Genomic DNA, 26,407 nt, shown 5'->3' with positions numbered 1-26,407 from the left:
TGACCATACTGTTGGTTATTTTGAAACCCATAAGTGGTTATTTTTACCACATCCATTTTCCGAAGCCCGTTCCACGTGGAACGTCCCATGATTTTGATCGACACCTGCTTTTAAACTGAGATATGGTGCTAGCTCCCCCGTAACTGACTCTGGATCTGTCACCGAATGGAATTCTCCTTGTTCGGCGAGAAGTTCACTCGCCACGCCGGCATTACCCAACTCATGGATGACCTCAATCAGGGTCTGCTCAATCCGGACGCCATCATGCTGGGAGGCGGCAATCCGGCCCCCATCCCCGCCATGCTGGAACGCTTTCAGACCGAGGCCAAGCAGCTGCTCGACAATGGCGAGCTGATCAAGGCCATGGCCAACTACGATGGCCCGCAAGGCAAGGACAGGTTCACCAAGGCGCTGGCCGCCCTGCTCAAGAGAGAGCTGGGCTGGGACATCTCGGCCCGCAACATAGCCCTGACCAACGGCAGCCAGAATGCCTTCTTCTATCTGTTCAACCTGCTGGCCGGCGAGTTCGCCGATGGCCGCAAGAAGAAGGTGCTCTTCCCCCTGGCCCCCGAATACATCGGCTATGCGGACTCGGCCCTGGCGGAGGATCACTTCGTCGCCTACAAGCCCACCATAGAGAAGCTGGCCAACGGCCAGTTCAAATACCATGTGGATTTCGAGAGCCTGGAGGTGGGCGATGACATCGGAGTGATCTGTGTCTCCCGTCCGACCAACCCCACAGGCAACGTGCTGACCGATGAAGAGATTGAGCATCTGGATCAGATCGCCCGCGACAAGGGGATCCCGCTGCTGCTCGACAACGCCTATGGCGTGCCCTTCCCCGGCATCATCTTCAGCGAGGCCAAGCCGTTCTGGAATGCCAACACCATCCTCTGCATGAGCCTCTCCAAGCTGGGCCTGCCGGGCACCCGCTGCGGCATCGTCATCGCCGACGAGAAGATCATCCAGGCCATCACCAACCTGAGCGGCATCATCAACCTGGCGCCTGGCAGCCTGGGGCCCGCCATCACCATCCCCATGATAGAGAGCGGCGAGATCATCGCCCTGAGCGAGCAGGTGGTGAAACCCTTCTACAAGCAGAAGGCCGACTTCGCCGTGCAACTGCTGCGAGAAGCCATTCCCGATCCGCGCTTCCACATCCACAAGCCGGAGGGTGCCCTCTTCCTCTGGCTCTGGTTCGAAGGCCTGCCGATCCACTGCCAGGCGCTCTACGAGCGGCTGAAGGCGAAGAACCTGCTGATAGTGCCGGGTCACTACTTCTTCCCCGGCATCGACGATCCCGAGTGGCGCCACAGTCAGGAGTGCATCCGCCTCAACTACTCCCAGAGCGAGGAGCTGGTGCGACGCGGCATCGCCATACTGGCGGACGAAATCAACGCCATTTACCGCGGCAGCTGACTTGCCTGCAGATAAAAGAAAGGCCTGCGATCGCAGGCCTTTCTCGTCTCTGGTGTCAGGCTCCCCGGCCTGACATTCCCGGCTTAGCTCGGCAGCGCCAGCTGATCGGGTTTGCCGATGGGGATGGCGCGGGGCTTGAGTGCCTCCGGCAATTCGCGGGCGAGATCTATGGTCAGCAGACCATGCTCCAGTCTGGCCCCCTTAACCTCCACGTGCTGGCTCAGCTTGAAGGCGAGCTCGAAGTCACGCTCGGCGATCCCCTGATGGAGGAACTGACGCTCGCCAGCCGCAACGGCCTTGCGCCCCTTCACCTTGAGGGTGCCATTTTCGGTCTCCAGCTCCAGCTCGTCGCGCTCGAAGCCAGCCACGGCAACCGTGATGCGGTAGCCGTCATGCTCCCGCTTTTCGATGTTGTAAGGGGGATAGGCCGCCGCCTTCTGGTCGAACAGACCTTCCAGCTCGCGGGCCATCCGCTCGAAGCCGACGGCATTGGAAGAGAGGTGAGAAAAATCGAGGTTACGCATAATCCTATCCTTCTAGTAAGCAACAGGTTTGACTCTCCACAGGCCCGTCATCGGCACCCGGGAAATTTGAAAATCGCTGTGAGTTCAAGCTGTCAGCCGTTGATCTCGATCTTGCGGGGTTTCATCGCCTCAGGCACTTCACGGGCCAGATCGATGTGCAGCAGACCGTTTTTCAGATCGGCACCCTTCACCCGCACATAGTCGGCCAGCTGGAAGCGACGCTCGAAGCCGCGTTCGGCTATGCCCTGATAGAGATAGTGGCGCTCGGTGTCAGCCTGCTTGTTGCCCTTCACCGTCAGCAGATTTTCCTGGAAGCTCAGCTCCAGCTCTTCCTGGGTAAAGCCCGCCACCGCCATGCTGATGCGGTAGTCGTTGTCACCCAGCTGCTCGATGTTGTAGGGGGGATAACCGGCATTGCCATTGCTGGCCGCAGATTCGATGAGATTGGCCAGACGATCGAAACCAATGGCAGAACGATAGAGCGGAGAAAAGTCGATAGAACGCATAGTATTACCCTCTTATGAGCGATAACGAATTGTTTGCCCTCCATATGGACGGGCACCTGGTCGAAACCTCTGTCGAGCGTTCCGGCCTTGTTACCTATATAGGGGCTCACTTTTTCCTTTCAAGGGATTTTTTTAAGATTTTTTACTTATGAGGTGCTCCATCCAGTTGGCCCGATAGTGATGATAATCGACCCGTGGGCCACTGATGGCAACGCGCTCCGCCCCCCATAATGGGTTGCATATACACCAGCCAATATGGAACCATCCCATGAAGATTACCCAGGTTCGCAACGCCACTCTGCTGCTCGACTATGCCGGCACCCGCTTTCTGATCGACCCCATGCTCTCGGCCAAGGGTGCCTTCCCCGGCTTTGAGGGCACCGCCAACAGCCAGCTGCGCAATCCACTGGTCGAGCTGCCGCTGCCGATCGATGAGCTTGTCGATGTGGATGCCGTTATTGTCACCCACGATCATCCTGACCACTGGGATGATGCTGCCAGAACGTTGGTCCCCAAGCATCTGCCGCTCTTTGTACAACATCAGAAAGATGCCGATGCCATTCGTGCCAGTGGCTTTGAGGATGTCCGCCTGCTGAGCGAGCAGGCCGAATTTGCCGGTATACACCTGCAGCAGACCGGTGGCCAGCACGGCAGCGATCAACTGATGGCGGTACTGGGTGAGCGCATGGGTGAAGTGTGCGGCGTGGTCTTCTCCCACCCAGATGAGCCGAGTCTCTATCTGGCCGGTGATACGGTCTGGAATGCTCAGGTGAAACAGGCCCTGCAACTGCACCAGCCCGAGGTGATCATCCTCAACTGCGGCGATGCCCAGGTGCCGGGGCTCGGCTCCATCATCATGGGCAAAGAGGATGTCGCCGCCGTATATCAGGCTGCACCACAGGCCACCCTGATCGCCAGCCACATGGAAGCGGTCAACCACGCCGTGCTGTCACGCCAGGAGCTGCGCACCTATCTGACAGATCGAGGCATGACGGATCGGGTACGAGTGCCGGAGGATGGCGAGGCTCTCTCACTGTAACTGACAGGGCCATGCCGAACATCGAGCATGGCCCTTAGGCTTTCGACTGCAAACGCTTATGATGATTGCTCTGCGCAGAGAGGATGCCAACGCCATGCCTTCCCCCATCGTTGCCGTGGTGACCTTCGATCACTTCAGCCCTTTTCACTGCGCAGTCCCCTGCCTCATTTTCGGCGATATCCTGCCGGGTCAGCCGCTGTTCGAGCTCAGGCTCTGCTGTGGTGACGCCAGCATCCACTCCCATTCGACACAAGGTTTCACCATTCAGGCACCCTATGGGCTGGAGGGGCTGACCGAGGCGGACATCATCGTCATCCCCTTCTGGCACGATCCGGCAGTTCGGCCGCCCGTGGCGCTACTCGATGCCCTGATCGCCGCCAGAGCCAGAGGCGCCCGGCTGGTCGGACTCTGTCTCGGCACCTATGTACTGGCCTATGCCGGCCTGCTGGAGGGACGCAGGGCCTCGACCCATTGGGAGTACGAGCAAGACTTCATGAGCCGCTTTCCCGCCGTGCAACTCGATACCAATGCTCTCTATGTGGACGACGAGGGGTTGGTCACCTCGGCAGGCACCGCGGCCGGATTGGACTGCTGCCTCTATCTGGTGCGGCAGTACTACGGCTCGGCCATCGCCAACAAGGTGGCGCGGCGGCTGGTGATCCCGCCCTACCGGGAAGGAGGTCAGGCCCAGTTTATCGAGCAGCCGGTTCCCGCCTCCACCCGCGATACCAGGATGAACCAGTTGCTCGATCATCTGCGCGCTCATCTGGCCGAACCCCATACCCTGGATACTCTGGCGGCCCATACCCTGATGAGCCGGCGCACCTTTACCCGCCGCTTTCATCAGGCCACTGGTCTTTCGGTAGGTGAATGGCTGCTGGCGGAGCGGCTCAGGCGCAGTCAGGAGTTGCTGGAGGTGAGCGGTCATTCCATTGAGCGTATCGCGGAACTGATTGGCTTCAAGAGCGCCACCTCCCTGCGCAATCACTTCCGGGCACGTTTCGCCGTCTCTCCCAGCGAGTGGCGCCGAGCATTTGGCGGCAACAAGCCATGATGATGCACTTTGTACCCTTTCAACCCGCTATGGCAGGATAACCAAAAATCCCGAGGAGACATCCCATGTCCCGTTCCGAACGCCTGCTGGCCCTGCTCCAGCTACTGCGCGGCCACCGCTACGCCATCACAGGCACAGAGCTGGCCAGCCGGCTTGGCATCAGTCTGCGCACCCTCTATCGGGACATCGCCACCCTGCAGGCGCAAGGCGCCCATATCGAGGGAGAACCGGGTATCGGCTATGTGCTGCGCCCCGGCTTCATGCTGCCGCCGCTGATGTTCAGCGAGGAGGAGTTGGATGCGCTGGTATTGGGGTCGCGCTGGGTGGTCGCCCACGGCGACAGCGCCTTGAGTGCCTCTGCCTGCAGCGCGCTGGCCAAGATAGAGGCCGTGTTGCCCGCCGACTATCGCCAGCAGCTCCAAAGCAATGCCCTGCTGATCGGCACCTCTCGCGGCGACAGCCCCGTCGACGAGGCTCCACTGCGCAGCGCCATCCGCCAGCAACGCAAGGTAACCCTGAGCTATCGGAATCTCAAGGAGGAGAGTTCGGAGCGCACCGTATGGCCCTTTGCCCTCGGCTACTTCGAACAGGTGCGGGTACTGGTCGCCTGGTGCCAGCTGCGCCAGGGCTTTCGTCACTTTCGGGTAGATCGCATCACCTGGATGAAACAGGAAGAGAGCCGCTATCCCAAAAACAGAGAGAGCTTGCTGAAAGCGTGGCGCGCCACCCAGCAGATCCCGCAACCCAAATTCATTGCTGACAGAAACTGACAGCAGGTGACGCCATGCTGACGGGGTCGGCGCAGATGCGCCCTCCCCGAAACAAGGAGCGTCACCATGTTGTTAGTCCCGCCATTCACCATTCTCTATGTCGCCAATCCGGCGCGCAGCGCCCGCTTCTATCACGAGCTATTCGGCCGCCCGCCGGTAGAGGAGTCCCCCACCTTTGCCATGTTCGCGTTCGAATCGGGAGCAAAACTGGCGCTCTGGTCCAGCGCCACCGTCGAACCCGCAACTACCCAGAGTGCAGGGGCCATGGAGCTGGCCTTCCCACTGCCCGACGAAACCAGTGTCGATACGGGCTTGGCCGAATGGCAGGCTCACGGCCTGACCATCATCCAGCAGCCGACCCGGATGGAGTTTGGCTATACCGGCATGGCGCTTGATCCCGATGGCCATCGCCTACGCCTCTACTGCCTGGCACCGGGACTGGGCTGAGTCGGAATTATCAACACCAAGGTGGTTTCATGTTTCACGTGGAACGTGCTATTTTTCCTCTCCCTGAAAACAAAAAAGCCGCTCACAAGGAGCGGCTTTTTACTGTCTGACCGAGTCGATTAGACGTCGAGGTTGGCCACGCGCAAGGCGTTGGTCTCGATAAAGTCACGACGGGGTTCGACCGCATCGCCCATCAGGGTGGAGAAGAGCTGGTCGGCACCGACGGCGTCGTCTATGGTGACGCGCAGCATGCGACGGGCTTCCGGATCCATGGTGGTTTCCCACAGCTGATCCGGGTTCATCTCACCCAGCCCTTTATAGCGCTGGATGTAGATGCCACGCTTGCCTTCGCCCATCAGCCAGTCGACGGCTTCCACGAAGTTGGCCACCGGCTTCACCTTCTCGCCACGCTTGATGAAACCGCCATCCTCGATCAGGTTGGCGATCTCCTTGCCCAGGGAGACCAGCTGACGGTATTCACCGGATTGCAGGAAGTCGTAGCTGAGCGGGTATTCGCGGTCGACACCGTGCTGACGTACCACGGCGTGGGGCACGAACAGACTGCGCTCTTCGTCACGACGAACCTGGATCTGGTACTGGATGCCGTGGTTGCTCTCGTTGAGCACGGCTTCCATTCCCTGGCACCAGGCCAGCAGATCGCTCTCGCTGGCCAGCAGGGTCTCGTTCAACTCAGGCTGATAGATCAGCTGGGTCAGCACGGCATCCGGGGCGCGGCGGGACATGCGGGTGATCAGGTGAGAGACGGCACGGTGCTGGTTGACCAGACGCTCAAGCGCCTCGCCACCGATAGCCGGGGCAGACTCGTTGACGTGCAGGGTAGCACCGTCCAACGCCATGGAGGTCTGGTACTGCAGCAGCGCATCTTCGTCTTTCAGATACTGCTCCTGCTTGCCCTTCTTGACCTTGTAGAGCGGCGGCTGGGCGATGAAGACGTAGCCACGCTCGATGATCTCCGGCATCTGACGGTAGAAGAAGGTCAGCAGCAGGGTACGGATGTGCGCACCATCGACGTCCGCATCCGTCATGATGATGATGTTGTGGTAGCGCAGCTTGTCCGGGTTGTACTCGTCGCGACCGATACCGCAGCCCAGTGCCGTGATCAGGGTGCCTACCTCTTGCGAGGAGATCATCTTGTCGAAACGGGCCTTTTCCACGTTCAGGATCTTGCCCTTGAGCGGCAGGATAGCCTGGTTCTTGCGGTTGCGACCCTGCTTGGCGGAGCCGCCAGCAGAGTCCCCTTCCACTATGTAGAGTTCGGAGAGGGCCGGATCTTTCTCCTGGCAGTCAGCCAGCTTGCCGGGCAGACCGGCGATGTCCAGCGCACCCTTGCGGCGAGTCAGTTCGCGGGCCTTGCGGGCCGCTTCACGGGCACGGGCCGCATCGATGATCTTGTTGACCACGATCTTGGCGTCGCCCGGGTTTTCCAGCAGGAAGTCCGCCAGCTTCTCGCCCATTGCCTGTTCAACGGCAGTCTTCACTTCGGAAGAGACTAGTTTGTCCTTGGTCTGGGAGGAGAACTTGGGATCCGGCACCTTGACGGAGATGACCGCAATCAGGCCTTCACGGACGTCGTCGCCACTGGCGGCAGACTTGGCCTTCTTGCTGTAGTCCTCTTTATCCATGTAGGAGTTGAGGGTACGGGTCAGCGCGGTACGGAAGCCCACCAGGTGGGTGCCCCCATCCCGCTGCGGGATGTTGTTGGTGAAGCAGTAGACCCCTTCCTGATAGGCGTCGTTCCACTGCATCGCCACTTCGACGCCGATGCCATCCTGCTCGGTGGTGAAGTGAAACACCTTGGGATGGATCGGGGTCTTGTTCTGGTTCAGGTATTCGACGAAGGCCTTGATGCCGCCCTCGTAGCAGAAGTGAGCCTCGCGGCCATCCCGCTCGTCCATCAGGCGGATGGAGACACCGGAGTTCAGGAAAGAGAGCTCACGCAGACGCTTGGCCAGGATCTCGTAGTGATACAGGGTATCGGTAAAGATGGTCGGGCTCGGCCAGAAGCGGACTTCGGTACCTGTGCCCGTGCTGTCGCCAATCTGCTTGAGCGGCGCCTGCGGCTCACCCAGGTGATAGGTCTGCTCGTAGACGTGGCCGTTGCGACGTATGGTCAGCAGCAGCTTGTCAGAAAGGGCGTTCACTACTGAGACACCCACGCCGTGCAGGCCGCCGGATACCTTGTAGGAGTTGTCATCGAATTTGCCGCCGGCGTGCAGCACCGTCATGATGACTTCGGCGGCGGAGCGGCCCTCCTCCTCGTGCATATCGACCGGGATACCCCGGCCGTTGTCACGCACGGAGACGGAACCGTCGGAATGGATCTTGACCTGAATATCGGAGCAGTAGCCAGCCAGAGCCTCGTCAATGGAGTTATCGACGACCTCGAACACCATGTGGTGCAGGCCCGAGCCATCATCCGTATCGCCGATATACATCCCCGGGCGCTTGCGGACCGCATCCAGGCCCTTCAGCACCTTGATATTCGAGGAGTCGTAAGTATTTTCACTCATAGCTTACTCTCTGCCTTCTCTAACGTTTCGGAGATCTTGCCTTGTTCCACGTGGAACAGCTTGCAGTCACTCGCATCCATCATGTCTGCGAGCTGACCGGTATCGATGGCGGTGATAAACACCTGGGACGCGCACTGCTTCAGCCTTGCAGCCAGCAGGCGACGTTTGTCGACATCCAGTTCAGAGGCAAAATCGTCAATTAAAAAAATACAGCCACGGCTGCTATGTTGATTCAAATAGAGCCCTTGAGCCAGTCGCATGGCACAGACCAGCAACTTCAACTGACCCCTGGACAAAATATCCTGAGCGGGTACCCCGTTCGCCTTGAGCCGCACATCCGCCTTCTGCGGACCGACCCCAGTGTACCCCAGCGAACGATCCCGCTCGAACCCCGCCTCCAGCAAGTCGCCGAGGGGAGTCTCTCTCTCCCAGCCCCGATAGAAACCGAGGCTGATGTCGAATTCCGGCAGAAAATCCGCCGTCATCTCCTTGATCAGGGGGGTAATGGCCTGACAATAACTGGCGCGAAACTCCGCCAGCTCACCCCCGAGCCGCACCAGCTCCTGATCCCAGAATGCCAGCTGGCGATACTGGCTGCTCTGGCGCAGCAGCGCATTGCGCTGTTTCAGCAGCCGCCGCACCCGCCCCCACAGGGAGAAGAAGGTCGGCTCCTGATGAAAGACACCCCAGTCCAGCCAGGCCCGACGAGCCTGAGGCCCGCCGGTCAGCAGGTTGAAACCATCGGGGTGGATCAACTGCACCGGCAACAGCTCGGCCAGATCGGCCAATCGCTGGGCCTGGGCCCCGGCGATCTTGAGCTGGGTCTCGCCCCCCTTGTCCTTGGCAAGCCCGATGGGCACCTGACGCCCTTCCAGCTCGCACTGGGCAAACAGGGTAAACGCCCTCTCCCCCTGGCGGATGACCCGCCCGGTCAGGTGAGTACGAAAAGAACGACCGAGACCGAGGTAATGGATGGCTTCCAGCACGCTGGTCTTGCCGCTGCCATTGCACCCGACCAGGATATTGAGGCCGGGGGACAGCGCAAGACTGGCATGCTGGATGTTGCGAAAGTCGCTGAGCTGGAGTTTGACCAGGGACACGACTAGATCCGCATCGGCATCACCACATACTGGGCATCTTGGCTGTCAAAATCCTCAATAATGGCACTGCTGATGGAATCGCTCAGGCTGATCCGGATTTGGTCACATTTTAACGTATTCAGCACGTCCAGCACATAGGAGACGTTGAAGCCGATCTCCATCTCGCCAGCGGCATATTGTACGTCAAGCAGCTCCTCGGCTTCTTCCTGTTCCGGGTTGTTGGCGGTGATGCGCAGCAGGTTTTCCTGCAGATTGAGACGCACCCCACGGAATTTCTCGTTGGAGAGGATGGCGGCGCGGGCGAAGGCCTGGCGCAGATCCTCACGACCGGCGATCAGGGCCTTGTCGCTCCCCCGGGGAATGACGCGACGCCAGTCCGGGAAGCGGCCATCCACCAGCTTGGAGGTAAAGATGAAGCCATCCAGGGCGGCGCGCAGGTTGCTGCGACCGACCTGCAACCGCACCGGCTTGTCTTCCGCCTCCAGGAGGCGAACCAGCTCCAGCACGCCCTTGCGGGGCAGGATGACCTGATGATCGGGCAGCGATTCCCCGACCACTTCGCGGCGACAGGTGGCCAGGCGGTGACCGTCGGTGGCGACGGTGCGCAGGCCATGACCCTCGCTCTCGAACAGCATGCCGTTCAGGTAGTAACGCACATCCTGGCTGGCCATGGAGAACTGGGTCGCATCGATCAGCTTCTTCAGCTCAAGCTGGCTGATGTCGAACTCGAGCACGGATTCCCAGTCCTCGATGTTCGGGTACTCGGTCGCCGGCAGGGTAGAGAGATTGAAGCGAGAACGACCGGAGCGGATGATGAGGCGATCCCCTTCGGTGTTGAGACGGATATCCGCCCCTTCCGGCAGGCCGCGGCAGATATCCAGCAACTTGCGCGCCGGCACTGTGGTGCGCCCATCCTGGCTGTCGCTGCTGAGATAGACCTGGCCTATCATCTCCACCTCGAGATCTGTCCCGGTCAGCGACAGCAGGCCATTGCTGACATCGAGCAGGACGTTGCCGAGGATGGGCAGGGTCGGCCGGCCACCCAGGGCACCGGACACCAGTTGCAGAGGACGTAACAGGGCCTCACGGCTAATTTCGAGCTGCATCTGTGCTCTCCGTTGTGATTAGGAGGAAAATTTTCGGATCAGGTTGGAATATTCGAGCCCCATCTGTCCACTCCGTTCCGTTATCAGGACGAAAGGGTACGGATCAGGTTGGAATAGTCTTCCTTGATGTCGTGACTCTCCTCCTTCAGCTGCTCGATCTTGCGGCAGGCATGAAGAACGGTCGTGTGGTCACGGCCACCAAAGGCATCCCCTATCTCCGGCAAACTGTGGTTGGTCAGCTCCTTGGCCAGGGCCATCGCCAGCTGACGCGGGCGGGCAACGGAACGGGAACGACGCTTGGACAGCAGATCCGCCAGCTTGATCTTGTAGTACTCCGCCACCGTCTTCTGGATGTTGTCGATGGTGACCAGCTTCTCCTGCAAGGCCAGCAGGTCGCGCAGCGCCTCGCGCACGAAGTCGATGTTGATGGCACGGCCGGTGAAGTTGGCGTTGGCGATTACCCGGTTGAGGGCGCCTTCCAGTTCACGGACGTTGGAGCGCAGCCGCTTGGCGATGAAGAAGGCCACTTCGTCCGGCAGATGGATCTGGTTCTCGTCCGCCTTGCGCATCAGGATGGCGACGCGGGTCTCCAGCTCAGGCGGCTCGATCGCCACCGTCAGACCCCAGCCAAAGCGGGACTTGAGGCGATCTTCGACACCGTTGATCTCCTTCGGATAACGATCCGAGGTCAGGATGATCTGCTGGTTGCCTTCGAGCAGGGCGTTGAAGGTATGGAAGAACTCCTCCTGGGAGCGCTCCTTGTTGGCGAAGAACTGGATGTCATCGATGAGCAGGGCATCGACGCTACGGTAATAACGCTTGAACTCTTCAATGGCGTTATTCTGCAGCGCCTTCACCATGTCCTGCACGAACCGTTCGGAGTGCATGTAGATGACTTTGGCGTCTTTCTTGCGTTCCTTGATGGCGTTGCCAACGGCGTGCAGCAAGTGGGTCTTGCCCAGACCGGTGCCGCCATAGAGGAACAGCGGGTTGTAAGCGCCACCCGGATTGTCGGCCACCTGACGGGCCGCCGCTCGGGCCAACTGGTTGGACTTACCTTCGACGAAATTCTCGAAGGTGTAGTTCACGTTGGTGTTGCTCTTGTGGTTCGGCTCGGGCTTGGTTTCAGCCTTGCTTTCCCAGCTCTTGTGAGAGTTATTCACAGGATCGACACCGCGCGCCGGCGCTCTTGCGACCGCGACGGGATGGGGACGATTACCGATGTCAAAACGCAGGGTGGGAGCATCGGCTCCGCACAGCTCGTTGATGATGCCATTGACCCGGAGCAGGTACTTGTCGCGTACCCAGTCCAGAACGAAGCGATTCGGTGCATACAGGGTCAGAGTATTGTCACTCAACTCCGCTTGAAGCGGCCGGATCCACATGCTGAATTCTGCCGAGGGCAACTCATCTTGCAGCCGGTTAAGGCACTGCTGCCATAGCGAAGCAGTCACTCTAGACTCCCGTCAATTGATTAAGTAAAGACCGGCTATTCTACGTTTTTAGTGGCTGGATCTCCAGTTGCCGCCGCACGGATCCAGCAAATAAGATCCTTGACTTTCAAGGATCCAACGCCCCAGGATCTGATTTCATCCCCAAAGTTACCCACAGCCACCGACCGGTGATGTGGACAGAATGAGAGCCTGCTGCTGCGGTTATTTTATATAACCAAATATCATTTATTCTTTATATTTTATTCCAATAACATCAGCGCCAACCCGTGATTACAACTAAAAATACAGAACTACAGAGAGAGGAATCCCCATGAAAACCACCATCAAGCTGATTTCCGGCGCCGCCATTCTGCTGGCCAGCCTGTCCGGCCAGGCCATCGCCCAGGAAACCATCAAGGTCGGCATGTCCGGCAAGTATTTCCCGTTCACCTTCGTCAAGCAGGACAAGCTGCAGGGCTTCGAGGTGGACATGTGGAACCAGATCGGTGAGCGCACCGGTTACAAGGTCGAGTTCGTCACCGCCAGCTTCTCAGGCCTGTTCGGCATGCTGGAAACCGGTCGCGTCGATACCATCTCCAACCAGATCACCATCACCGATGAGCGCAAGGCCAAGTACGCCTTCTCCCAGCCCTACGTCTATGACGGCGCCCAGATAGTGGTGCGCAAGGGCAACAGCACCATCCACGGTCTCAAGGATCTGGAAGGCAAGACAGTCGCGGTGAACCTGGGCTCCAACTTTGAAGAGCTGCTGCGCAAGAACGACCCCAACAAGAAGATCGACATCCGTACCTATGACTCCAGCTTCGAGCAGGACGTCGCCCTGGGTCGCATCGATGCCTTCGTGATGGACCGCGTCTCCACCGCCCAGCTGATCAAGGAATCCAAGCTGCCGCTGCAGCAGGCAGGCGCACCGTTCGAAACTATCGAGAACGCCCTGCCCTTCCTGAAGACCCCGGAAAAACAGGCCGTGCTGAAGAAGGTCGACGAAGCCCTGACCGCCATGCGCAAAGACGGCTCCCTGACCAAGATCTCGGAAAAATGGTTCGCAGCGGACATCACCAGCAAATAAATGATGGAATTTGATCTCGAGTACACGCTAGGGCTGTTTCCCATCCTGCTCAAATACCTGGGCACCACGATGGAAATGGCCCTGTGGGGATTCGTATTGGCACTCGTACTGTCGCTGATCCTGGCGATAGTACGAGTGTTTCGCGTTCCCGCAATTCACTGGCTGGCGATGCTGTATATCTCGTTCTTCCGGGGGACCCCCCTGCTCGTCCAGCTGTTCCTGCTCTACTACGGGCTGCCGCAACTGTTTCCGATCTTCGTGGGAATGGATGCCTTTACCGCCGCCATCATAGGTCTGACCCTGCACTTCGCCGCCTACATGGCCGAGTCGATCCGGGCCGCCATTCTCGGCATCCACAAGAGCCAGATGGAAGCCGCTCTCAGCATCGGCATGAGCCGGCTGCAGGCGATGCAGCGGATCATACTGCCGCAAGCTGCCCGCATCGCGACACCATCGTTGATGAACTACTTCATCGACATGATCAAGAGCACCTCACTGGCGTTTACCCTGGGAGTGGCGGAGATAATGGGCAAGGCGCAGATGGAAGCGGCCTCCTCCTTCAAGTTCTTCGAGAGCTTCATGGCGGTGGCCCTGGTCTACTGGGTGGTGGTCATCTTCTTCACCCGCTTGCAGCACCTGCTGGAAGTACGCCTCAATCGTGCTTACTAAGAGGATGCCAGCGATGATGAACACACCATTACCCATTTGCGGCACAGGCTGGAAGTACCTCTCAACGGCCGCGCCTATTAAAGGAGACCTGTCATGATCAAGTTAACGGGTCTTTCCAAGGCCTATGACGGCAATCAGGTATTGAACGGCATCGATCTGGAGGTGAAGAAGGGTGACATTGTCGTCATCATCGGTCCCTCTGGCACCGGCAAGTCAACCCTGCTGCGCTGCCTCAACCTGCTGGAGACTCCGGATGCAGGCACCCTTGCCATCGATGATCTGCAGCTGGATCTGGCCCATGCCAGCGAGCAGCAGGCCATTGAGCTGCGCAAGCGCGCCTCCTTCGTGTTCCAGAACTATGCCCTGTTTGCCAACAAGACGGCGCTGGACAACATAGCTGAGGGGCTGATCACTGTCTGGAAACAGCCGAAGGCGGAGGCCCGTGCCACCGCCCTTGGCATCCTCAAGGACATCGGCCTCGCCGACAAGCAGGACGCCTACCCGGCGTCACTGTCCGGCGGCCAGCAGCAGCGGGTCGGCATAGGCCGCGCCATGGCGGCTCACTCCAAGGTCATCCTGTTCGATGAGCCCACCTCGGCCCTGGATCCCGAATGGGTCGACGAGGTGCTGGGGCTGATGAAGGAGCTTGCCCGCCAGCATCAGACCATGGTGGTGGTGACCCACGAGATCGAGTTTGCCCGTGATGTCGCCGACCGGGTGATCTTCATGGAGGGGGGCCGGATCGTCGAACAGGGCCCGCCGGATCAGATATTGGTCGATCCGCAGGATCCCCGCACCCGGGAGTTCCTGCGAAAAGTCCTTAAATAGCTCTCTCTTTGGCGGCCTGGCCGCCTTTTTTCTTGGTGGATCCTTGTTTAACCCGGGGTTGCCAGTATAATTCGGGGCCCTTGATCCTCTGGATCCTGCCAGCTTCTCCTGCTTATTGTTGAGCCAGAAGAAGATGAGAGGGAACGGCGGATTGACGAGAAGCCGAACTCTGTTTAGAATTCGGCCTCTTTTGCTAGTCGTCACACGCTATAGCTGGCGCGTCGGCTAAGTGTGACAATCAAAACTGTACAGAAATACGGAATCGAATCATGAAACGTACTTTTCAACCGTCCAACCTGAAGCGCAAGCGCTCTCACGGTTTCCGCGCTCGCATGGCTACCGCCAACGGCCGCAAAGTTCTGGCCGCTCGTCGTGCCAAGGGTCGTGCCCGCCTGGTAGTCTAATGCCTACCCAGCACACCTTCTCTCGGGAGTTACGTCTGTTAACTCCCGAACACTTCAAACGCGTTTTCGCCGAGCCTGTCCGGGCCGCTTCTCCGCAAATTACGCTTCTTGCTTGCCTCAATTCCCTCGAACACCCCCGTCTTGGCCTAGCTGTGCCCAAAAAAGCACTCAAGCGTGCCGTCTGGCGTAACCGTGTCAAACGAGTGGTACGGGAGAGCTTCCGTCTCAATCAAGCCAATCTGCCCGCTATCGACATCGTCGTCATAGCCAAGGGTGGCGTGAAGGAGATGGACAACGAAGAGCTGTTCAAGTTACTGGAAAAGCTATGGCGCACTCTGTCACGCCGTTGCAATGGGTAGCTATCAAACTGATACGCCTGTATCAGCTAATCATTAGTCCCCTGCTCGGGCCGCGCTGCCGTTTCACCCCGACTTGTTCCCAATTTGCGATAGAAGCAATCCGACTTCACGGTTTCATAAAAGGCGTTTGGTTAGCCAGCAAACGTCTATTAAAATGCCATCCCTTATCCGAGGGTGGTTATGACCCGGTTCCGCAACCAAAGCGAAGAAACTGAAGACTATGGAATCACAACGCAATTTACTCCTGATCGGTTTGCTGTTCGTGAGCTTCTTGCTCTGGCAACAGTGGGAGTCCGACAAGGCTCCGAAGCCGGCCCCGACTACCGTGGCCCAAACCGAACATTTCGTACCTGAAGCCGGTCAGACCGGTGATATTCCTCAGGTTTCCGAGCAAGCCAACGCCACCACCGCACGCAAGCTGGTCACCGTCTCCTCCGACGTGCTCAAGCTGACCCTGGATACCCAGGGCGGTGACATCGTCTCTGCCGAACTGCTGGCCCACAAGCTGGAAGAAGGCAAGGAACAGCCATTCACCCTGCTGACCAGCCAGCCTGCGCACCTCTATGTTGCCCAGAGTGGTCTGGTGGGTCGCGATGGCCCGGACAGCCAGCCCCAGGGTCGTCCCACCTATGAAGCCGCCCAGACCAGCTACCAGCTGGCCGACGGTCAGGATCAAGTCGTCGTGCCGATGACCTGGACCGACAGCAAGGGCGTGGTCTTCACCAAGGAGTTCGTGCTCAAGCGCGGTGACTACGCCATCGGCGTCGATTACAAGATCGACAACAAGTCTGCCGAGCCGGTTCAGGTGCAGTTCTATGGTCAGCTGAAGCAGACCGTGACCACGCCGAAGGACCAGGAAGGTCATGCCATGGTGGCCAGCGCCTACCGTGGTGGTGCCTTCTCCAGCGAAGATACCCGCTACAAGAAGTACACCTTCGACGAGATGAAGGATGCCGACCTGAACAAGACCACCAAGGGTGGTTGGGTCGCCATGCTGCAACACTACTTCGTCTCAGCCTGGGCACCTAATGCCGAGGACACCAACAGCTTCTACAGCCGCGTGATCCCGGGTAAAGACCAGGCCATCATAGGCTACAAGGCGCCGCTGGTTGACGTGGCTGCCGGTCAGCAGGCCGAAGTAAGCGGCAAGCTGTGGGTCGGTCCCAAGCTGCAGGATCAGATGGCCAAGGTGGCAAACCACCTGGACCTGACCGTCGACTACGGCTGGCTCTGGTTCATCGCCCAACCGCTGCACTGGCTGCTGACCGTGTTCCACGGTTTCGTCCAGAACTGGGGTGTAGCCATCATCATGCTGACCCTGCTGGTTCGCGGCATCATGTTCCCGCTGACCAAGGCCCAGTACACCTCCATGGCCAAGATGCGCATGCTCCAGCCCAAGCTGGCGGCGCTCAAGGAACGCTTCGGTGACGATCGCCAGAAGATGTCCCAGGGCATGATGGAGCTGTACAAGAAGGAGAAGGTCAACCCGCTCGGTGGCTGTCTGCCGATCCTGGTGCAGATGCCCATCTTCATCGCCCTGTACTGGGCACTGATGGAGTCTGTCGAGCTGCGTCACGCGCCGTTCGCCTTGTGGATCACCGACCTGTCGGTGAAGGACCCCTTCTTCGTGCTGCCAATCCTCATGGGTGCCTCCATGTGGTATCTGCAGAAGATGAGCCCGACCACCATCACGGACCCGATGCAGCAGAAGGTGATGCAGTTCATGCCGATCATCTTCACCTTCATGTTCCTCTGGTTCCCGGCAGGTCTGACCCTGTACTGGCTGGTGAGCAACGTCATCTCCATCACCCAGCAGACCATCATCTATCGTCAGCTGGAAAAGAAAGGCCTGCATACCCGCAGCTAATCGTTCCCGATGGCAAGATGGATGACAAAAGAGGCGGCCTTCGGGCCGCCTTTTTTATTACAATGACCCCACTGCTGTGAACCATCAGCGAACAAATGAGTCAAGCAAGATGACAACAGATACCATCGTGGCCCAGGCCACCGCCCCCGGCCGGGGTGGCGTCGGCATAGTCCGCGTCTCGGGCCCCGCCGCCGAACGAGTCGCCGAAATCGTACTCGGTCGACTGCCCAGGGTGCGCTATGCCGAATATCTGCCGTTCAAGGACGAGCAGGGCCAGCCTCTGGATCAAGGCATAGCCCTGCTGTTCAAGGCCCCCAACAGCTTCACCGGCGAGGATGTGCTGGAGCTGCAGGGCCACGGCGGCCCCGTCATCCTGGACATGCTGATCCGCCGCATTCTGCAAATCGAGGGCATCCGCCCTGCTCGTCCCGGCGAGTTCAGCGAGCGCGCCTTCCTCAACGACAAGCTGGATCTGGCCCAGGCCGAAGCTATCGCCGATCTTATAGAGGCTTCCAGCGAGCAGGCGGCCCGCAGTGCCATGCACTCCCTGCAGGGTCAGTTCTCCGGCAAGATCCAGCAGCTGGTGGAGAGTCTCACCCGGTTGCGTATCTATGTGGAGGCCGCCATCGACTTCCCGGACGAGGAGATCGACTTCCTCTCAGACGGCAAGGTGGCGGGCGATCTCTACGCCATCATGGCAGAGCTGGATGACGTGCGCGGCGAAGCCAAGCAAGGCGCCCTGCTGCGGGAAGGGATGAAGGTGGTGATCGCCGGTCGTCCCAACGCCGGCAAATCCAGCCTGCTCAACGCCCTGGCCGGCCGCGAGTCCGCCATCGTCACCGAGATCGCCGGCACCACTCGCGACGTGCTGCGCGAGCACATCCATCTGGATGGCATGCCGCTGCACATCATAGACACCGCCGGCCTGCGCGATACCCAGGACAAGGTGGAGCAGATCGGCATCGAGCGTGCCTGGGCCGAAATTGAACAGGCCGATCGGGTGCTCTTCATGGTGGATGGCACCACCACGGATGCAGTAGACCCGCGGGAGATCTGGCCGGAATTTGTTGATCGGTTGCCAAAAAAGATTGGCCTCACAGTTGTGCGCAACAAGGCCGACCTGACTGGCGAAGATCTGGCTCCGAGTCAGGAGCAGGGCCACGCCGTCTATCGCATCTCCGCCAAGACCGAGCTGGGGCTGCCCGCCCTGCGCGAGCACCTGAAAGCCTGCATGGGCTTCCAGGGCAACACCGAGGGGGGCTTTATGGCTCGCCGCCGCCACCTGGACGCACTGGAGCGCGCCGCCGAGCGGCTGCTGGTGGCCAGGGAGCAGCTCGAGGTCTTCGTGGCCGGCGAGCTGGTGGCCGAGGAACTGCGCCTGGCCCAGGAGTCCCTCAGCGAGATCACCGGCGAGTTCAGCTCGGACGATCTGCTGGGTCGCATCTTCTCCAGCTTCTGCATCGGCAAATAAGCCTGCACGGCAGGCAATGAAAAGCCCGGGATCATCCCGGGCTTTTTTTGTGCATTTTTTATCCGCAAACCTAGAGGCGGCGCAGGCACCACATGAAGTAAGCGCCCCCTAACAAGGTGGAGACCAGTCCGACAGGCACCTCCTGCGGGAACAGGATCTGCTGGCCGACCCAGTCCGCCAACACCATGAGCAGGGCCCCGCATCCCGCCGCTCCGAGCAGGTGCCAGCGCGCACGCACCAACCCCATCAGCTTGGCCATGTGGGGGGCCAGCAAACCGGCGAAGGAGAGCGGGCCTATCACCATGGTCGCACTGGCGGTGAGCACGGCCACCAGCAGCAGTATGATGAGCTGGGTGCGGTTGAGACGAATGCCGAGCGCAGTCGCCACCGCCGGCCCCATGGGCATCAGATCGAGCCAGCGGCTCACCAGCAGGCAGGCCGCCAGCATCAGCAGCGCCAGACCGGTCAGGCCATAGGCCACCGGCGGGGTGACGTAATAGGTGGAGCCGGACATCCAGGAGAGCAACTGCTGCACCCGCAGGTCGCCGTTGGCCAGGGCGATGGCCTGCAGCGGCTCGAACAGCGCCGTGATGGCGATGCCGGAGAGCAGGATCCGCTCCGGCTGGAAGCCGTTTTTGCGGTTGATCAGCACCAGCAGCAGCAGGCAGACGAAGGCTCCCAGCACGCCCCCCAACAGCATCATGGGCAGCGGCAAGGCAGGCAGCAGCAACGCCGTCACTATCACCCCCATGAAGGTACCGCCGCTCACCCCCAGCAGCTCGGGGCTCGCCATGGGGTTGTTGCTGACCCGCTGCAACAGAGTGCCAGCCAGGGCCAACAAGACGCCGGCGGCACCGGCCGCCAGGGTACGCGGCAGGCGCCACTCCAGCTGGGCTTGCCACCTGAACCAGCTCGGCCAGCCCCAGCCGTTCATCCCCTGGCCAAACAGCAGAGAGGCCAGCATGACGGCCACCAGCCCGGCTACCAGGATAGCGATGAAACGCGCCGGCGCCGGATGCCGCGCCACCACCAGCCCGACAGCCGCTCTGGGGGTCGCCTTGAAGCTGAGGCGCGGGATCAGCCACAACAGCAGCGGCGCCCCCAGCAGGGCCGTCATGGCGCCGGTCGGGATCAGCACGGGCCAGAAGCGGGTCAGGGATTGCAGCAGCAGATCGGTGGCTGCCAGCAGCAGGGCGCCCAGCACGGGGGCCCACAGCAGGCGTAAACCGAGCTGCCTCACCCCCAGCATCCGCACCATCACAGGGGCCGCCAGCCCGATGAAGCCGATCAGCCCCACTACGCTCACCACGCAGGCAGTGATGAAGACCGCGAGGCCGAGGCCGGCGAAGCGCAGCTGCTTGAGGGAAACCCCCAGACTACGGGCGCTGGCATCGTCCAGCTCCAGCACGCCCAGGGGGCGAACCAGCAGCGCCGCCAGCACAACCGCCACCAGCAACCGTGGCAGCAGGTAGAGGACGCCGCTCCAGCTGTTCTGGGCCAATGAGCCGCTGCCCCACACCAGCAGGCCCTTGAGCTCCTCCTGAAAGAACAGCAGCAGCCCCATGCTGATGGCCGCCAGATAGAGGTTGATCACCAGCCCGGCGAATACGATGACCACAGGGTTGAGCTGGTGACGCCAGGCCAGGGCAAACACCAGCGCCATGGCAAGGCTGCCCCCCACCATGGCGATCCACTCGCGCCCGATCAGCAGCCAGGAGGGGGCAAACAGGGTCACCATCATCAGCGCCAGCTGGGCGCCGGAGGCTACCCCTAGCGTGGTGGGGGACGCGAGGGGATTGCGCAGCACCTGCTGCATCAGGGTGCCGGCTAGCCCGAGGGCGGCACCGGCCAGCAGGCAGACCACCAGCCGCGGCAGCCAGCTGAAGTGAATGACCGCCTGGCGGGCGTCGTCCAGATTGGGCGAGAAGATGGCCTGCCACCAGGGCGCATCCGGCAACTGGTGGGCCAGATCCCAACCGGCCAGCACGCCGGTGAGCAGCAGCAGGCAGAGGCCGGGGCGCAGCAGAGAGGCGGGAAGAAGGTGATTCATCGGGTGCCCCCCTTGGTGTTCACATGGGTTGCCGGATCGGAGGGTGACGCCTCTCGCAGGGCCTCACTCAACAGGTCGGCGAAGCGGCGGGCGGCCAATATGCCGCCGAAACTCCAGACGGCGGGCAGATGGAGCACCTTGCCCTGCTTCACCAGCGGTAGATGCTGCCAGAGCCCGGGCTCCTGCAGCCGCTCGCTCACCCCGACCGGGACAGGATCCACCACCACCAGTCGGGCCTCAGGCAGGGTAAGGAATTGTTCCAGACTGACCACAGAGAACCCCCAGGCATTGGTCTCCCCCTGCCAGGCGTTGCGTAGCCCCAGCCGGGTCATCACCGCCTCGAACAGGCTGTGGCGACCGAATACCCGTACGTGGCGCTCGTCGATAAACTGCACCAGCAACAAAGGTGGCAGCTCCGCCGGCAAGCTTGTTTTCATCCGGGCCAGATCCCTGTCCAGTACGGCGAGCTGGCGTTCGGCCTCGGCGGTTCTGTTCACCAGCGCGGCTATGGTCAGGGTCGCCTCGCGCAGCCGCTGCCACAGATCCGCATCGGGTTCATAGAGGGCGATGGATTGCACCGGGGCGATGCGGGACAGGGTTGACTCCAGCGACGCCATCAGCGGCGAGATGAGGATGAGGTCGGGCTTGAGCTCGGCCAACAGCTCGCGGTTGGGCTGCATCCGCAGGCCGATATCCACTACATCCACCGGCAGTGTCGGCTCCCCGACCCAGGCGCGATAGGACTCCACATCCCCCATGGCCAGCGGTGTCACGCCGAGGGCCAGCAGGGTTTCGGCTATGGTCCAATCCACGGTGGCGATACGCGGAACCGTACCGTCGGCAGCAGGGGCTGCGGGCTGTGTCTCGGCCTGCGCCGCCAGCGGCAGCAGCAGGCTGACGAGGCAGGGGGCAATTTTAAGTAGACGATTCAAGAGAGGACCCCGGCTAGACGATGGCGATGGCGTGGTCATGAGCCGGGTGGCGAATGACTTCCATCGGGATGCCATAGATGGCGTGCAGGGTCTCGCCAGTCATGATCTGTTCGGGCTCACCATGGGTCAGCAGACGACCGCCGTGCAGTGCCACCAGCCGATCGCAGAAGCGGGACGCCATGTTGATGTCGTGAATGACGATGATGACCCCGAGGTTGAGCTGGCGACTGAGCTGCCTGACGAGGGTGAGCACCTCCACCTGATGAGCCACGTCCAGGGCGGCCAGCGGCTCGTCCAGCAGGATGAAGCGGCTCTCCTGGGCCAGCAGCATGGCCAGCCAGACCCGGCCCCGCTCGCCGCCGGAGAGGGTATCCACCAACCTGTCGGCAAAGCATTCGGTATGGGTCAGGGCGATGGCCTTGTCGACCTGGCGGTGATCTTCCGCCCCCATGCGGCCCAGCAGGCCGCGCCAGGGATAGCGCCCCATCTCCACCAGCTCCCGGCCGAGCAGGTTCTCGGCGCTCGGCAGATGCTGGGGCAGATAGGCCACCTGACGGGCGAAGTCCCGGTTGCCCCACGCCTGCAGCGGCTTGTCATCGAACAGTATCTCGCCATCGCTCAGGGGCTGCTGGCGTGCCAGCAGCTTGAGCAGGGTGGATTTGCCCGAGCCGTTGTGGCCGATGAGGCCATAGACCTGACCCTGCTCGAAACGCAGGCTGGTGGGTTGCAGCAGGGTGCGGTCGTTGACCGCGAAGCTCGCGGCTTTCATCTCAAACATGATCTGCTCCCGTGCCAGCTCTGTGCTCGACGCTCGGGTCGGTGAGCGCCATGGCTCGGCGAGCGTTCACCATAAAGCCGGCAGATTTCCTCTCAAACATGATTCATTCCTGTGCTGAAAGGGGTTGGCGCTTGCCTCCCCCTTGCGGCCGGTATCAGACCGGCACCTCGCTATCCAGATGAGCGACGGCATCCCGGCTCACCTGCTCGCGCCGCTCGCCGGTCAGCTCGGTGAGCTGGCCCTGACGCATCTCCAGCAGGCGGTCCGCCAGAGAGAAATAGAGATCGTCGTGGCTGATGGCGATCACCGTCTTGCCCATCTCCTTGAGGCGTGGCAACAGCACCTGATAGAAGATGCGGCGGAACTGGGGATCCTGATCCGCCGCCCACTCGTCAAACAGCATTACCTCGCGCTGCTCCGCCAGTGCCAGCAGCAGGGCGACCCGCTTGCGCTGCCCCTGGGAGAGATCGATGTTGGCGATGAAGCCCTCCTCGATGGCAAGCTTGCTGCCCATCTGCAGCCGCTCCAGCCACTCGGCCACCAGGGCCTCTTTCGGCTCTGGCCCCAGCAGGTGCTGGAACAGGTGATAGTCGGTGAAGATGGCGGAGAAGAGCGCCAGGTAGGCGTTGCGATCGGCAATGGGTTCACCATCCAGCAGGATCCGGCCAGAGACCGGCTGATAGAGCCCGGTCAGCAGCATGGCCAGGGTCGACTTGCCGGAGCCGTTGCCGCCAATGATGAAGATCTGCTCCCCCCGCTCAATGGTCAGATTGATGGGGCCCACGGCGAAACCGCCCTCCCCCTGATAGTGAAAGCTCACCTGCTCCAGCTCGATGCGTTGCCAGGCAGTGGGGGCCGGCGGCAGCGGGAACTTGGGCTCCGGCTCCGCCAGATTCAGGGTCGCTATCTTGTCAAACGCCACCTGGGCCGAGATCAGGGTCGGCAGGGCGCCAATGCCCTGCAGCAGCGGAGTGCGCAGGAACAGCAGGGTCAGGGCGAAGGTGGCCGCCACATTGGTGTTGGCCCAGCCGAGGCCATTGGCCAGGAAGAAGACCAGGCCTATGGCCCCCAGCATCATGATGTTCGACCAGTTCACCGCGCTCAGGTGATAGGTATCGGCGCAGATAATCTCCCGGCGGTAATCCTGGGCGTTCTGCTCATAGAGCTGGTGATAGACGAAGTGGGCACGCTCGCGATTGAGCGCCAGCTCCTTGCTGCCCGCGATGATGGACTGGTAGTTCTGGTAGAGCCTGTCTTCGGCCTGACGCATCCGGGCCAGGTGGCGATAGACCCGGTTCACCAGCAGCCAGCCCACCACCATGGTCACGGTGACCCAGAGCGCGGTGACACCGAGCAGGGCGGGAGAGAGCAAGCCGAGGTAGATGATGGAACCCAGAGTGAGCACCAGCCCCTGCACCAGCTCCGGCAGGCGCACGAAGGCGATGGTGATCTGGCCGATGTCGCTGGAGAGGGAGGCTAGCAGCGGCCCCTGCCCTATCTGGCGAATGCGGGCGACGTCGGTGTCCAGCAGTTGCTTGAGCAGGCGGCCGCGCAACCGGTAGACGAAATGATGACCGAGGGTGGTCAGGGCCAGCTGAGAGCCGAGCGTGATCACCAGCAGCAAAAAGATAAGGCCGACAAGCTGACCCAGGATCGGCAGCGGATCGCCGACTGACTCGATAAGGTATTGGTTGATAAAGGCAATGACACCTATCCCGCTGACAGCACTGAGCAGGCTGAGCAGGGTAATGGCGATGAAGGGCCAACGGTATTGGCGGTAAACCAGTGACAAGAGTTCCATGACAGGCCTGTGTACAAAAAGAAGGAGGGCAGGAACTTGAGGCTCCCGCCCGGCCTGTATTTTACCAGCGGTAGTTGACTGAGCCGACGATGCTGCGCGGCTCACCGTAGTAGCAGTAGTAGTCACAGCTCGCTACATAGGTGTCGTTCAGCAGGTTGTTGACGTTGACCTGGGCACGCCAGTTCTTGGCGAAGTCATACCCGATCATCGCATCCCACACCGTCTGGGCCGGCACCTGGGCCGAACCGTAGATGGGGGTGTAGTCCGCATTCACGGCACCTATGCCGACGCTGGATCCGATGTAACGCACCCCGGTGCCCACTTCCAGCCCGGAGACCGGACCCTGCTGCACCTTGTAGTTGCCCCAGAAGGAGGCCTGGTGACGCGGGATCAGGCTGGCCTGGCGATCACCGTTGCCGGTGTCGTTGGTCTTGGCATCGGTGTAGGTATAAGCAGCGGTCAGACGCAGCGCCTCTGTGGCCTGCACGCTCCCTTCCAGTTCGATCCCCTGGGAGGTCACTTCACCGGCCTGGGTCTGCTGGCCGGATCCTGTAGAGACGAGCGAGTTGGTCTGTTCCAGATCGAACAGCGCCAGGTTGATGTAGCCATCGAGGAAGCTGGGGGCGTACTTGATGCCGGTCTCATACAGCTTGCCTTCCAGCGGTTTGTAGGAGTTCTTGGTGTTCGGGTCTATGCCCGGCAGCACTTCGAACGACTCCGCATAGGCGAAGTACGGGGAGAGGCCGTTGTCGGCCAGGTACATCAGGCTGCCGGAGAGCGAAAGGTTGTCGTCATACTGCTTCTCGTTCTTGCTGGTGGCTTCGCTGATGTTGTGGGTCTCCACATAGTCGAAGCGGCCACCTGCGGTCAGCAACCAGCGATCGTCCCAGCGGATCTGATGCTGGGCATAGAGGCCGCTCTGACCCTTGGTATTCTTCTGATAGGTGGCGGTGGACTCGTCGAAGCCGGGGAAGCCGCTGTAATCCGGGTTCATGGTATTGATGGACCCCATGCCGTAGTTGTCGGCCTCGACCCCTTCATTCACGTGGCGCTGCAGATCTATCCCCAGCAACAGGGTCTGCTCGGTGCTGTCCGTGTTCCAGTAACCCACCAGCTGGTTGTCCATGGTGGCACTCTTGGTGTCGCCGTCACGGTAGACCAGGCCACGGTAGGCGGTAGTGCCTTCATAGGTCGGGAAGATATAGGTCTGGCGCAGCAGTAGATCGTTGTAGTTGAAGCGGACGTTCTGCTTGAACTCCCAGGTCTGGTTGAACTGGTGGGCCAGCTCGTAACCGGTGGAGATCTGGGTGTTGCGGTTGCGATCGTAATCCGGCTGACTCAGGTTGGTGGCGGGATCGATCTGGCCGCCCTCGGTATTGAGGGTGCCATAGACGGGGAAGAAGCCGTTGGTGGGCACCCCTTCATCGTGCAGGAAGCTGGCCAGCAGGGTGAGGCTGGTGCGATCCGAGATGTCCAGGGTCACGCTCGGCGCCAGGTAGGCGCGCTCGTTATAGGTGCCATCCAGCACGCCGTCGCGCTCTTTATAGAGTGCAACCATGCGATAGCGGCTGTCGCCGGTCAGATCGTCGGAGAAATCGACCCCGACCTGACGCAGATCCCGGTTGCCCAGTTGCAGATTGACCAGGCCTTGCGGGGTCGCGGTGGGGCGCTTGCTGATGGAATTGATCACGCCGCCGGGAGGCGCCTCGCCGTAGAGGATGGAGGCCGGGCCCTTGAGCAGTTCCACGCTTTCCAGACCGAAAGGCTCCGGGGTCCAGACATAGTAGCCGGTGCCGAACAGGCGGTTGCCATCGAGGTATTGGGCGGCATCGAAGCCACGCACCTTGAACCAGTCGGTGTTGTTGTCGGAGCCATAGAAACCGGTGAGCACGCCAGAGCGGTAGCGCACGGACTCGTCGAGCTGCTGCACGGCGTGCTGATCCAGCTCCTCGCGGTTGACCACGGAGACGGCGCGGGGGGTCTCGGCCATGGGCACCTCGACCTTCATGGCGGTGCCGGTGACCACCATGGTTTCAGCCGCCTTGGGCAGCTCTTTATCCGCTTGTTCAGCAGCCAGCACAGGCAGGCTCGCCAGCAGGCAGGAGAGCGGCAACAGCTGGGCCCCCCTCTTTCGCATCACTGCATTCTGGGTATTTTTTTGCGCAATCATATAAGTGTCTCAAATATCAATGAGTTATATTTTGGTTTCTTATTATGGGTGCCCAATGC

At 60.8% G+C, this 26,407-nt stretch carries 24 protein-coding genes; 13 read left to right on the top strand and 11 right to left on the bottom strand.

Features of this window, described 5'->3' with window-relative positions; genetic code table 11:
- Nucleotides 1-165: 165 nt before the first annotated feature.
- Entirely contained in the window at nt 166-1,419 is a 1,254-nt protein-coding gene (locus KW824_RS18485) for a valine--pyruvate transaminase (protein ID WP_218410666.1), read from the top strand.
- Nucleotides 1,420-1,502: 83 nt separating this feature from the next.
- Here KW824_RS18485 and KW824_RS18480 read toward each other — a convergent pair whose 3' ends face one another.
- Both KW824_RS18480 and KW824_RS18475 read right to left on the bottom strand, forming a co-directional pair.
- Complete coding sequence (locus KW824_RS18480; RefSeq protein WP_042650671.1) at nt 1,503-1,943, bottom strand: Hsp20 family protein; 441 nt, start codon at nt 1,941-1,943, stop codon at nt 1,503-1,505.
- 92 nt (nt 1,944-2,035) lie between these two features.
- Nucleotides 2,036-2,449 carry an Hsp20 family protein gene (locus tag KW824_RS18475; RefSeq protein WP_025325189.1) on the bottom strand — a complete coding sequence of 138 codons (414 nt, stop codon included), beginning with the start codon at nt 2,447-2,449 and terminating at the stop codon, nt 2,036-2,038.
- Between the two features lie 268 nt (nt 2,450-2,717).
- On the opposite strand from KW824_RS18475, the gene KW824_RS18470 reads away from it, so the two are divergent.
- The 4 genes from KW824_RS18470 to KW824_RS18455 all read left to right on the top strand — a co-directional run bounded on the left by KW824_RS18470 (nt 2,718) and on the right by KW824_RS18455 (nt 5,759).
- Complete coding sequence (locus tag KW824_RS18470) at nt 2,718-3,488, top strand: MBL fold metallo-hydrolase (protein WP_139751711.1); 771 nt, start codon at nt 2,718-2,720, stop codon at nt 3,486-3,488.
- A 94-nt stretch (nt 3,489-3,582) separates the two neighbouring features.
- On the top strand, nt 3,583-4,542 hold the full coding sequence (locus KW824_RS18465) for a helix-turn-helix domain-containing protein (RefSeq protein ID WP_218410708.1): 960 nt from the start codon (nt 3,583-3,585) through the stop codon (nt 4,540-4,542).
- Nucleotides 4,543-4,607: 65 nt separating this feature from the next.
- The gene (locus KW824_RS18460) at nt 4,608-5,312 is read left to right on the top strand and encodes a YafY family protein (protein WP_218410664.1); all 705 of its coding nucleotides are present in this window, start codon (nt 4,608-4,610) and stop codon (nt 5,310-5,312) included.
- A 69-nt stretch (nt 5,313-5,381) separates the two neighbouring features.
- A complete protein-coding gene (locus tag KW824_RS18455; protein ID WP_218410707.1) occupies nt 5,382-5,759 on the top strand; it encodes a VOC family protein in 378 nt (125 codons plus the stop codon).
- A 119-nt stretch (nt 5,760-5,878) separates the two neighbouring features.
- On the opposite strand, the gene gyrB is transcribed toward KW824_RS18455, so the two are convergent.
- The 4 genes from gyrB to dnaA all read right to left on the bottom strand — a co-directional run bounded on the left by gyrB (nt 5,879) and on the right by dnaA (nt 11,950).
- The gene (gene gyrB, locus KW824_RS18450) at nt 5,879-8,290 is read right to left on the bottom strand and encodes a DNA topoisomerase (ATP-hydrolyzing) subunit B (protein WP_042650676.1); all 2,412 of its coding nucleotides are present in this window, start codon (nt 8,288-8,290) and stop codon (nt 5,879-5,881) included.
- On the bottom strand, nt 8,287-9,390 hold the full coding sequence (gene recF, locus KW824_RS18445) for a DNA replication/repair protein RecF (protein WP_005326309.1): 1,104 nt from the start codon (nt 9,388-9,390) through the stop codon (nt 8,287-8,289). Before recF ends, gyrB begins: the two co-directional genes overlap by 4 nt.
- Nucleotides 9,391-9,392: 2 nt before the next feature.
- A complete protein-coding gene (gene dnaN, locus KW824_RS18440; protein ID WP_025325184.1) occupies nt 9,393-10,496 on the bottom strand; it encodes a DNA polymerase III subunit beta in 1,104 nt (367 codons plus the stop codon).
- Nucleotides 10,497-10,579: 83 nt separating this feature from the next.
- Nucleotides 10,580-11,950 (bottom strand): chromosomal replication initiator protein DnaA, encoded by a 1,371-nt coding sequence (dnaA, locus tag KW824_RS18435; RefSeq protein WP_041206622.1) that lies wholly within the window; start codon nt 11,948-11,950, stop codon nt 10,580-10,582.
- Between the two features lie 310 nt (nt 11,951-12,260).
- Between dnaA and KW824_RS18430 the strand changes: the two genes are divergently transcribed.
- The 8 genes from KW824_RS18430 (at nt 12,261) to mnmE (ending at nt 18,617) form a co-directional block, all read left to right on the top strand.
- Complete coding sequence (locus tag KW824_RS18430) at nt 12,261-13,019, top strand: amino acid ABC transporter substrate-binding protein (protein WP_042650677.1); 759 nt, start codon at nt 12,261-12,263, stop codon at nt 13,017-13,019.
- On the top strand, nt 13,020-13,688 hold the full coding sequence (locus KW824_RS18425) for an amino acid ABC transporter permease (protein ID WP_082030189.1): 669 nt from the start codon (nt 13,020-13,022) through the stop codon (nt 13,686-13,688).
- A 93-nt stretch (nt 13,689-13,781) separates the two neighbouring features.
- Nucleotides 13,782-14,516 carry an amino acid ABC transporter ATP-binding protein gene (locus KW824_RS18420; RefSeq protein ID WP_005326294.1) on the top strand — a complete coding sequence of 245 codons (735 nt, stop codon included), beginning with the start codon at nt 13,782-13,784 and terminating at the stop codon, nt 14,514-14,516.
- A 269-nt stretch (nt 14,517-14,785) separates the two neighbouring features.
- Nucleotides 14,786-14,920: a 50S ribosomal protein L34 gene (gene rpmH / locus KW824_RS18415; protein WP_005307156.1), complete on the top strand. Its 135-nt coding sequence runs from the start codon at nt 14,786-14,788 to the stop codon at nt 14,918-14,920.
- Complete coding sequence (gene rnpA, locus KW824_RS18410; RefSeq protein ID WP_218410663.1) at nt 14,920-15,279, top strand: ribonuclease P protein component; 360 nt, start codon at nt 14,920-14,922, stop codon at nt 15,277-15,279. The genes rpmH and rnpA overlap by 1 nt, the downstream gene beginning before the upstream one ends.
- Nucleotides 15,246-15,494, top strand: coding sequence for a membrane protein insertion efficiency factor YidD (gene yidD / locus KW824_RS18405; protein WP_010672280.1), 249 nt, complete (start codon nt 15,246-15,248; stop codon nt 15,492-15,494). Before rnpA ends, yidD begins: the two co-directional genes overlap by 34 nt.
- Nucleotides 15,495-15,499: 5 nt before the next feature.
- Nucleotides 15,500-17,146, top strand: coding sequence for a membrane protein insertase YidC (gene yidC, locus KW824_RS18400; protein ID WP_041206623.1), 1,647 nt, complete (start codon nt 15,500-15,502; stop codon nt 17,144-17,146).
- A gap of 109 nt (nt 17,147-17,255) precedes the next feature.
- On the top strand, nt 17,256-18,617 hold the full coding sequence (gene mnmE / locus KW824_RS18395) for a tRNA uridine-5-carboxymethylaminomethyl(34) synthesis GTPase MnmE (protein ID WP_218410662.1): 1,362 nt from the start codon (nt 17,256-17,258) through the stop codon (nt 18,615-18,617).
- A 70-nt stretch (nt 18,618-18,687) separates the two neighbouring features.
- Here mnmE and fhuB read toward each other — a convergent pair whose 3' ends face one another.
- The 5 genes from fhuB to KW824_RS18370 all read right to left on the bottom strand — a co-directional run bounded on the left by fhuB (nt 18,688) and on the right by KW824_RS18370 (nt 26,348).
- Nucleotides 18,688-20,667: a Fe(3+)-hydroxamate ABC transporter permease FhuB gene (gene fhuB / locus KW824_RS18390; RefSeq protein WP_218410660.1), complete on the bottom strand. Its 1,980-nt coding sequence runs from the start codon at nt 20,665-20,667 to the stop codon at nt 18,688-18,690.
- Nucleotides 20,664-21,599, bottom strand: coding sequence for an ABC transporter substrate-binding protein (locus KW824_RS18385; protein ID WP_232092324.1), 936 nt, complete (start codon nt 21,597-21,599; stop codon nt 20,664-20,666). The genes fhuB and KW824_RS18385 overlap by 4 nt, the downstream gene beginning before the upstream one ends.
- A 13-nt stretch (nt 21,600-21,612) precedes the next feature.
- Nucleotides 21,613-22,377 (bottom strand): ATP-binding cassette domain-containing protein, encoded by a 765-nt coding sequence (locus KW824_RS18380; protein WP_182787065.1) that lies wholly within the window; start codon nt 22,375-22,377, stop codon nt 21,613-21,615.
- A 154-nt stretch (nt 22,378-22,531) separates the two neighbouring features.
- Nucleotides 22,532-24,178, bottom strand: a complete 1,647-nt coding sequence (locus KW824_RS18375; protein ID WP_182787063.1) for a multidrug ABC transporter permease/ATP-binding protein — start codon at nt 24,176-24,178, stop codon at nt 22,532-22,534.
- 61 nt (nt 24,179-24,239) lie between these two features.
- The gene (locus KW824_RS18370; protein WP_182787061.1) at nt 24,240-26,348 is read right to left on the bottom strand and encodes a TonB-dependent siderophore receptor; all 2,109 of its coding nucleotides are present in this window, start codon (nt 26,346-26,348) and stop codon (nt 24,240-24,242) included.
- Between the last annotated feature and the right edge of the window lie 59 nt (nt 26,349-26,407).

The sequence above is a fragment of the Aeromonas sp. sif0611 genome (genome assembly GCF_019218845.1).
Classification (GTDB): Bacteria; Pseudomonadota; Gammaproteobacteria; order Enterobacterales; family Aeromonadaceae; genus Aeromonas; species Aeromonas media.
The sequence above is the reverse complement of the archived record's forward strand: the minus strand, read 5'-3'. Positions and strand labels throughout refer to the sequence as shown.

Coding starts and splice junctions, on each gene's coding strand:
- fhuB (WP_218410660.1), bottom strand. CDS start 20,667: ATGAATCACCTTCTTCCCGCCTCTCTGCTGCGCCCCGGCCTCTGCCTG.
- yidC (WP_041206623.1), top strand. CDS start 15,500: ATGGAATCACAACGCAATTTACTCCTGATCGGTTTGCTGTTCGTGAGC.
- KW824_RS18465 (WP_218410708.1), top strand. CDS start 3,583: ATGCCTTCCCCCATCGTTGCCGTGGTGACCTTCGATCACTTCAGCCCT.
- KW824_RS18425 (WP_082030189.1), top strand. CDS start 13,020: ATGATGGAATTTGATCTCGAGTACACGCTAGGGCTGTTTCCCATCCTG.
- KW824_RS18480 (WP_042650671.1), bottom strand. CDS start 1,943: ATGCGTAACCTCGATTTTTCTCACCTCTCTTCCAATGCCGTCGGCTTC.
- KW824_RS18370 (WP_182787061.1), bottom strand. CDS start 26,348: ATGATTGCGCAAAAAAATACCCAGAATGCAGTGATGCGAAAGAGGGGG.
- KW824_RS18460 (WP_218410664.1), top strand. CDS start 4,608: ATGTCCCGTTCCGAACGCCTGCTGGCCCTGCTCCAGCTACTGCGCGGC.
- rnpA (WP_218410663.1), top strand. CDS start 14,920: ATGCCTACCCAGCACACCTTCTCTCGGGAGTTACGTCTGTTAACTCCC.
- KW824_RS18420 (WP_005326294.1), top strand. CDS start 13,782: ATGATCAAGTTAACGGGTCTTTCCAAGGCCTATGACGGCAATCAGGTA.
- mnmE (WP_218410662.1), top strand. CDS start 17,256: ATGACAACAGATACCATCGTGGCCCAGGCCACCGCCCCCGGCCGGGGT.
- KW824_RS18375 (WP_182787063.1), bottom strand. CDS start 24,178: ATGGAACTCTTGTCACTGGTTTACCGCCAATACCGTTGGCCCTTCATC.
- KW824_RS18485 (WP_218410666.1), top strand. CDS start 166: ATGGAATTCTCCTTGTTCGGCGAGAAGTTCACTCGCCACGCCGGCATT.
- dnaN (WP_025325184.1), bottom strand. CDS start 10,496: ATGCAGCTCGAAATTAGCCGTGAGGCCCTGTTACGTCCTCTGCAACTG.
- KW824_RS18475 (WP_025325189.1), bottom strand. CDS start 2,449: ATGCGTTCTATCGACTTTTCTCCGCTCTATCGTTCTGCCATTGGTTTC.
- KW824_RS18430 (WP_042650677.1), top strand. CDS start 12,261: ATGAAAACCACCATCAAGCTGATTTCCGGCGCCGCCATTCTGCTGGCC.
- yidD (WP_010672280.1), top strand. CDS start 15,246: ATGGCGCACTCTGTCACGCCGTTGCAATGGGTAGCTATCAAACTGATA.
- KW824_RS18470 (WP_139751711.1), top strand. CDS start 2,718: ATGAAGATTACCCAGGTTCGCAACGCCACTCTGCTGCTCGACTATGCC.
- rpmH (WP_005307156.1), top strand. CDS start 14,786: ATGAAACGTACTTTTCAACCGTCCAACCTGAAGCGCAAGCGCTCTCAC.
- KW824_RS18380 (WP_182787065.1), bottom strand. CDS start 22,377: ATGTTTGAGATGAAAGCCGCGAGCTTCGCGGTCAACGACCGCACCCTG.
- gyrB (WP_042650676.1), bottom strand. CDS start 8,290: ATGAGTGAAAATACTTACGACTCCTCGAATATCAAGGTGCTGAAGGGC.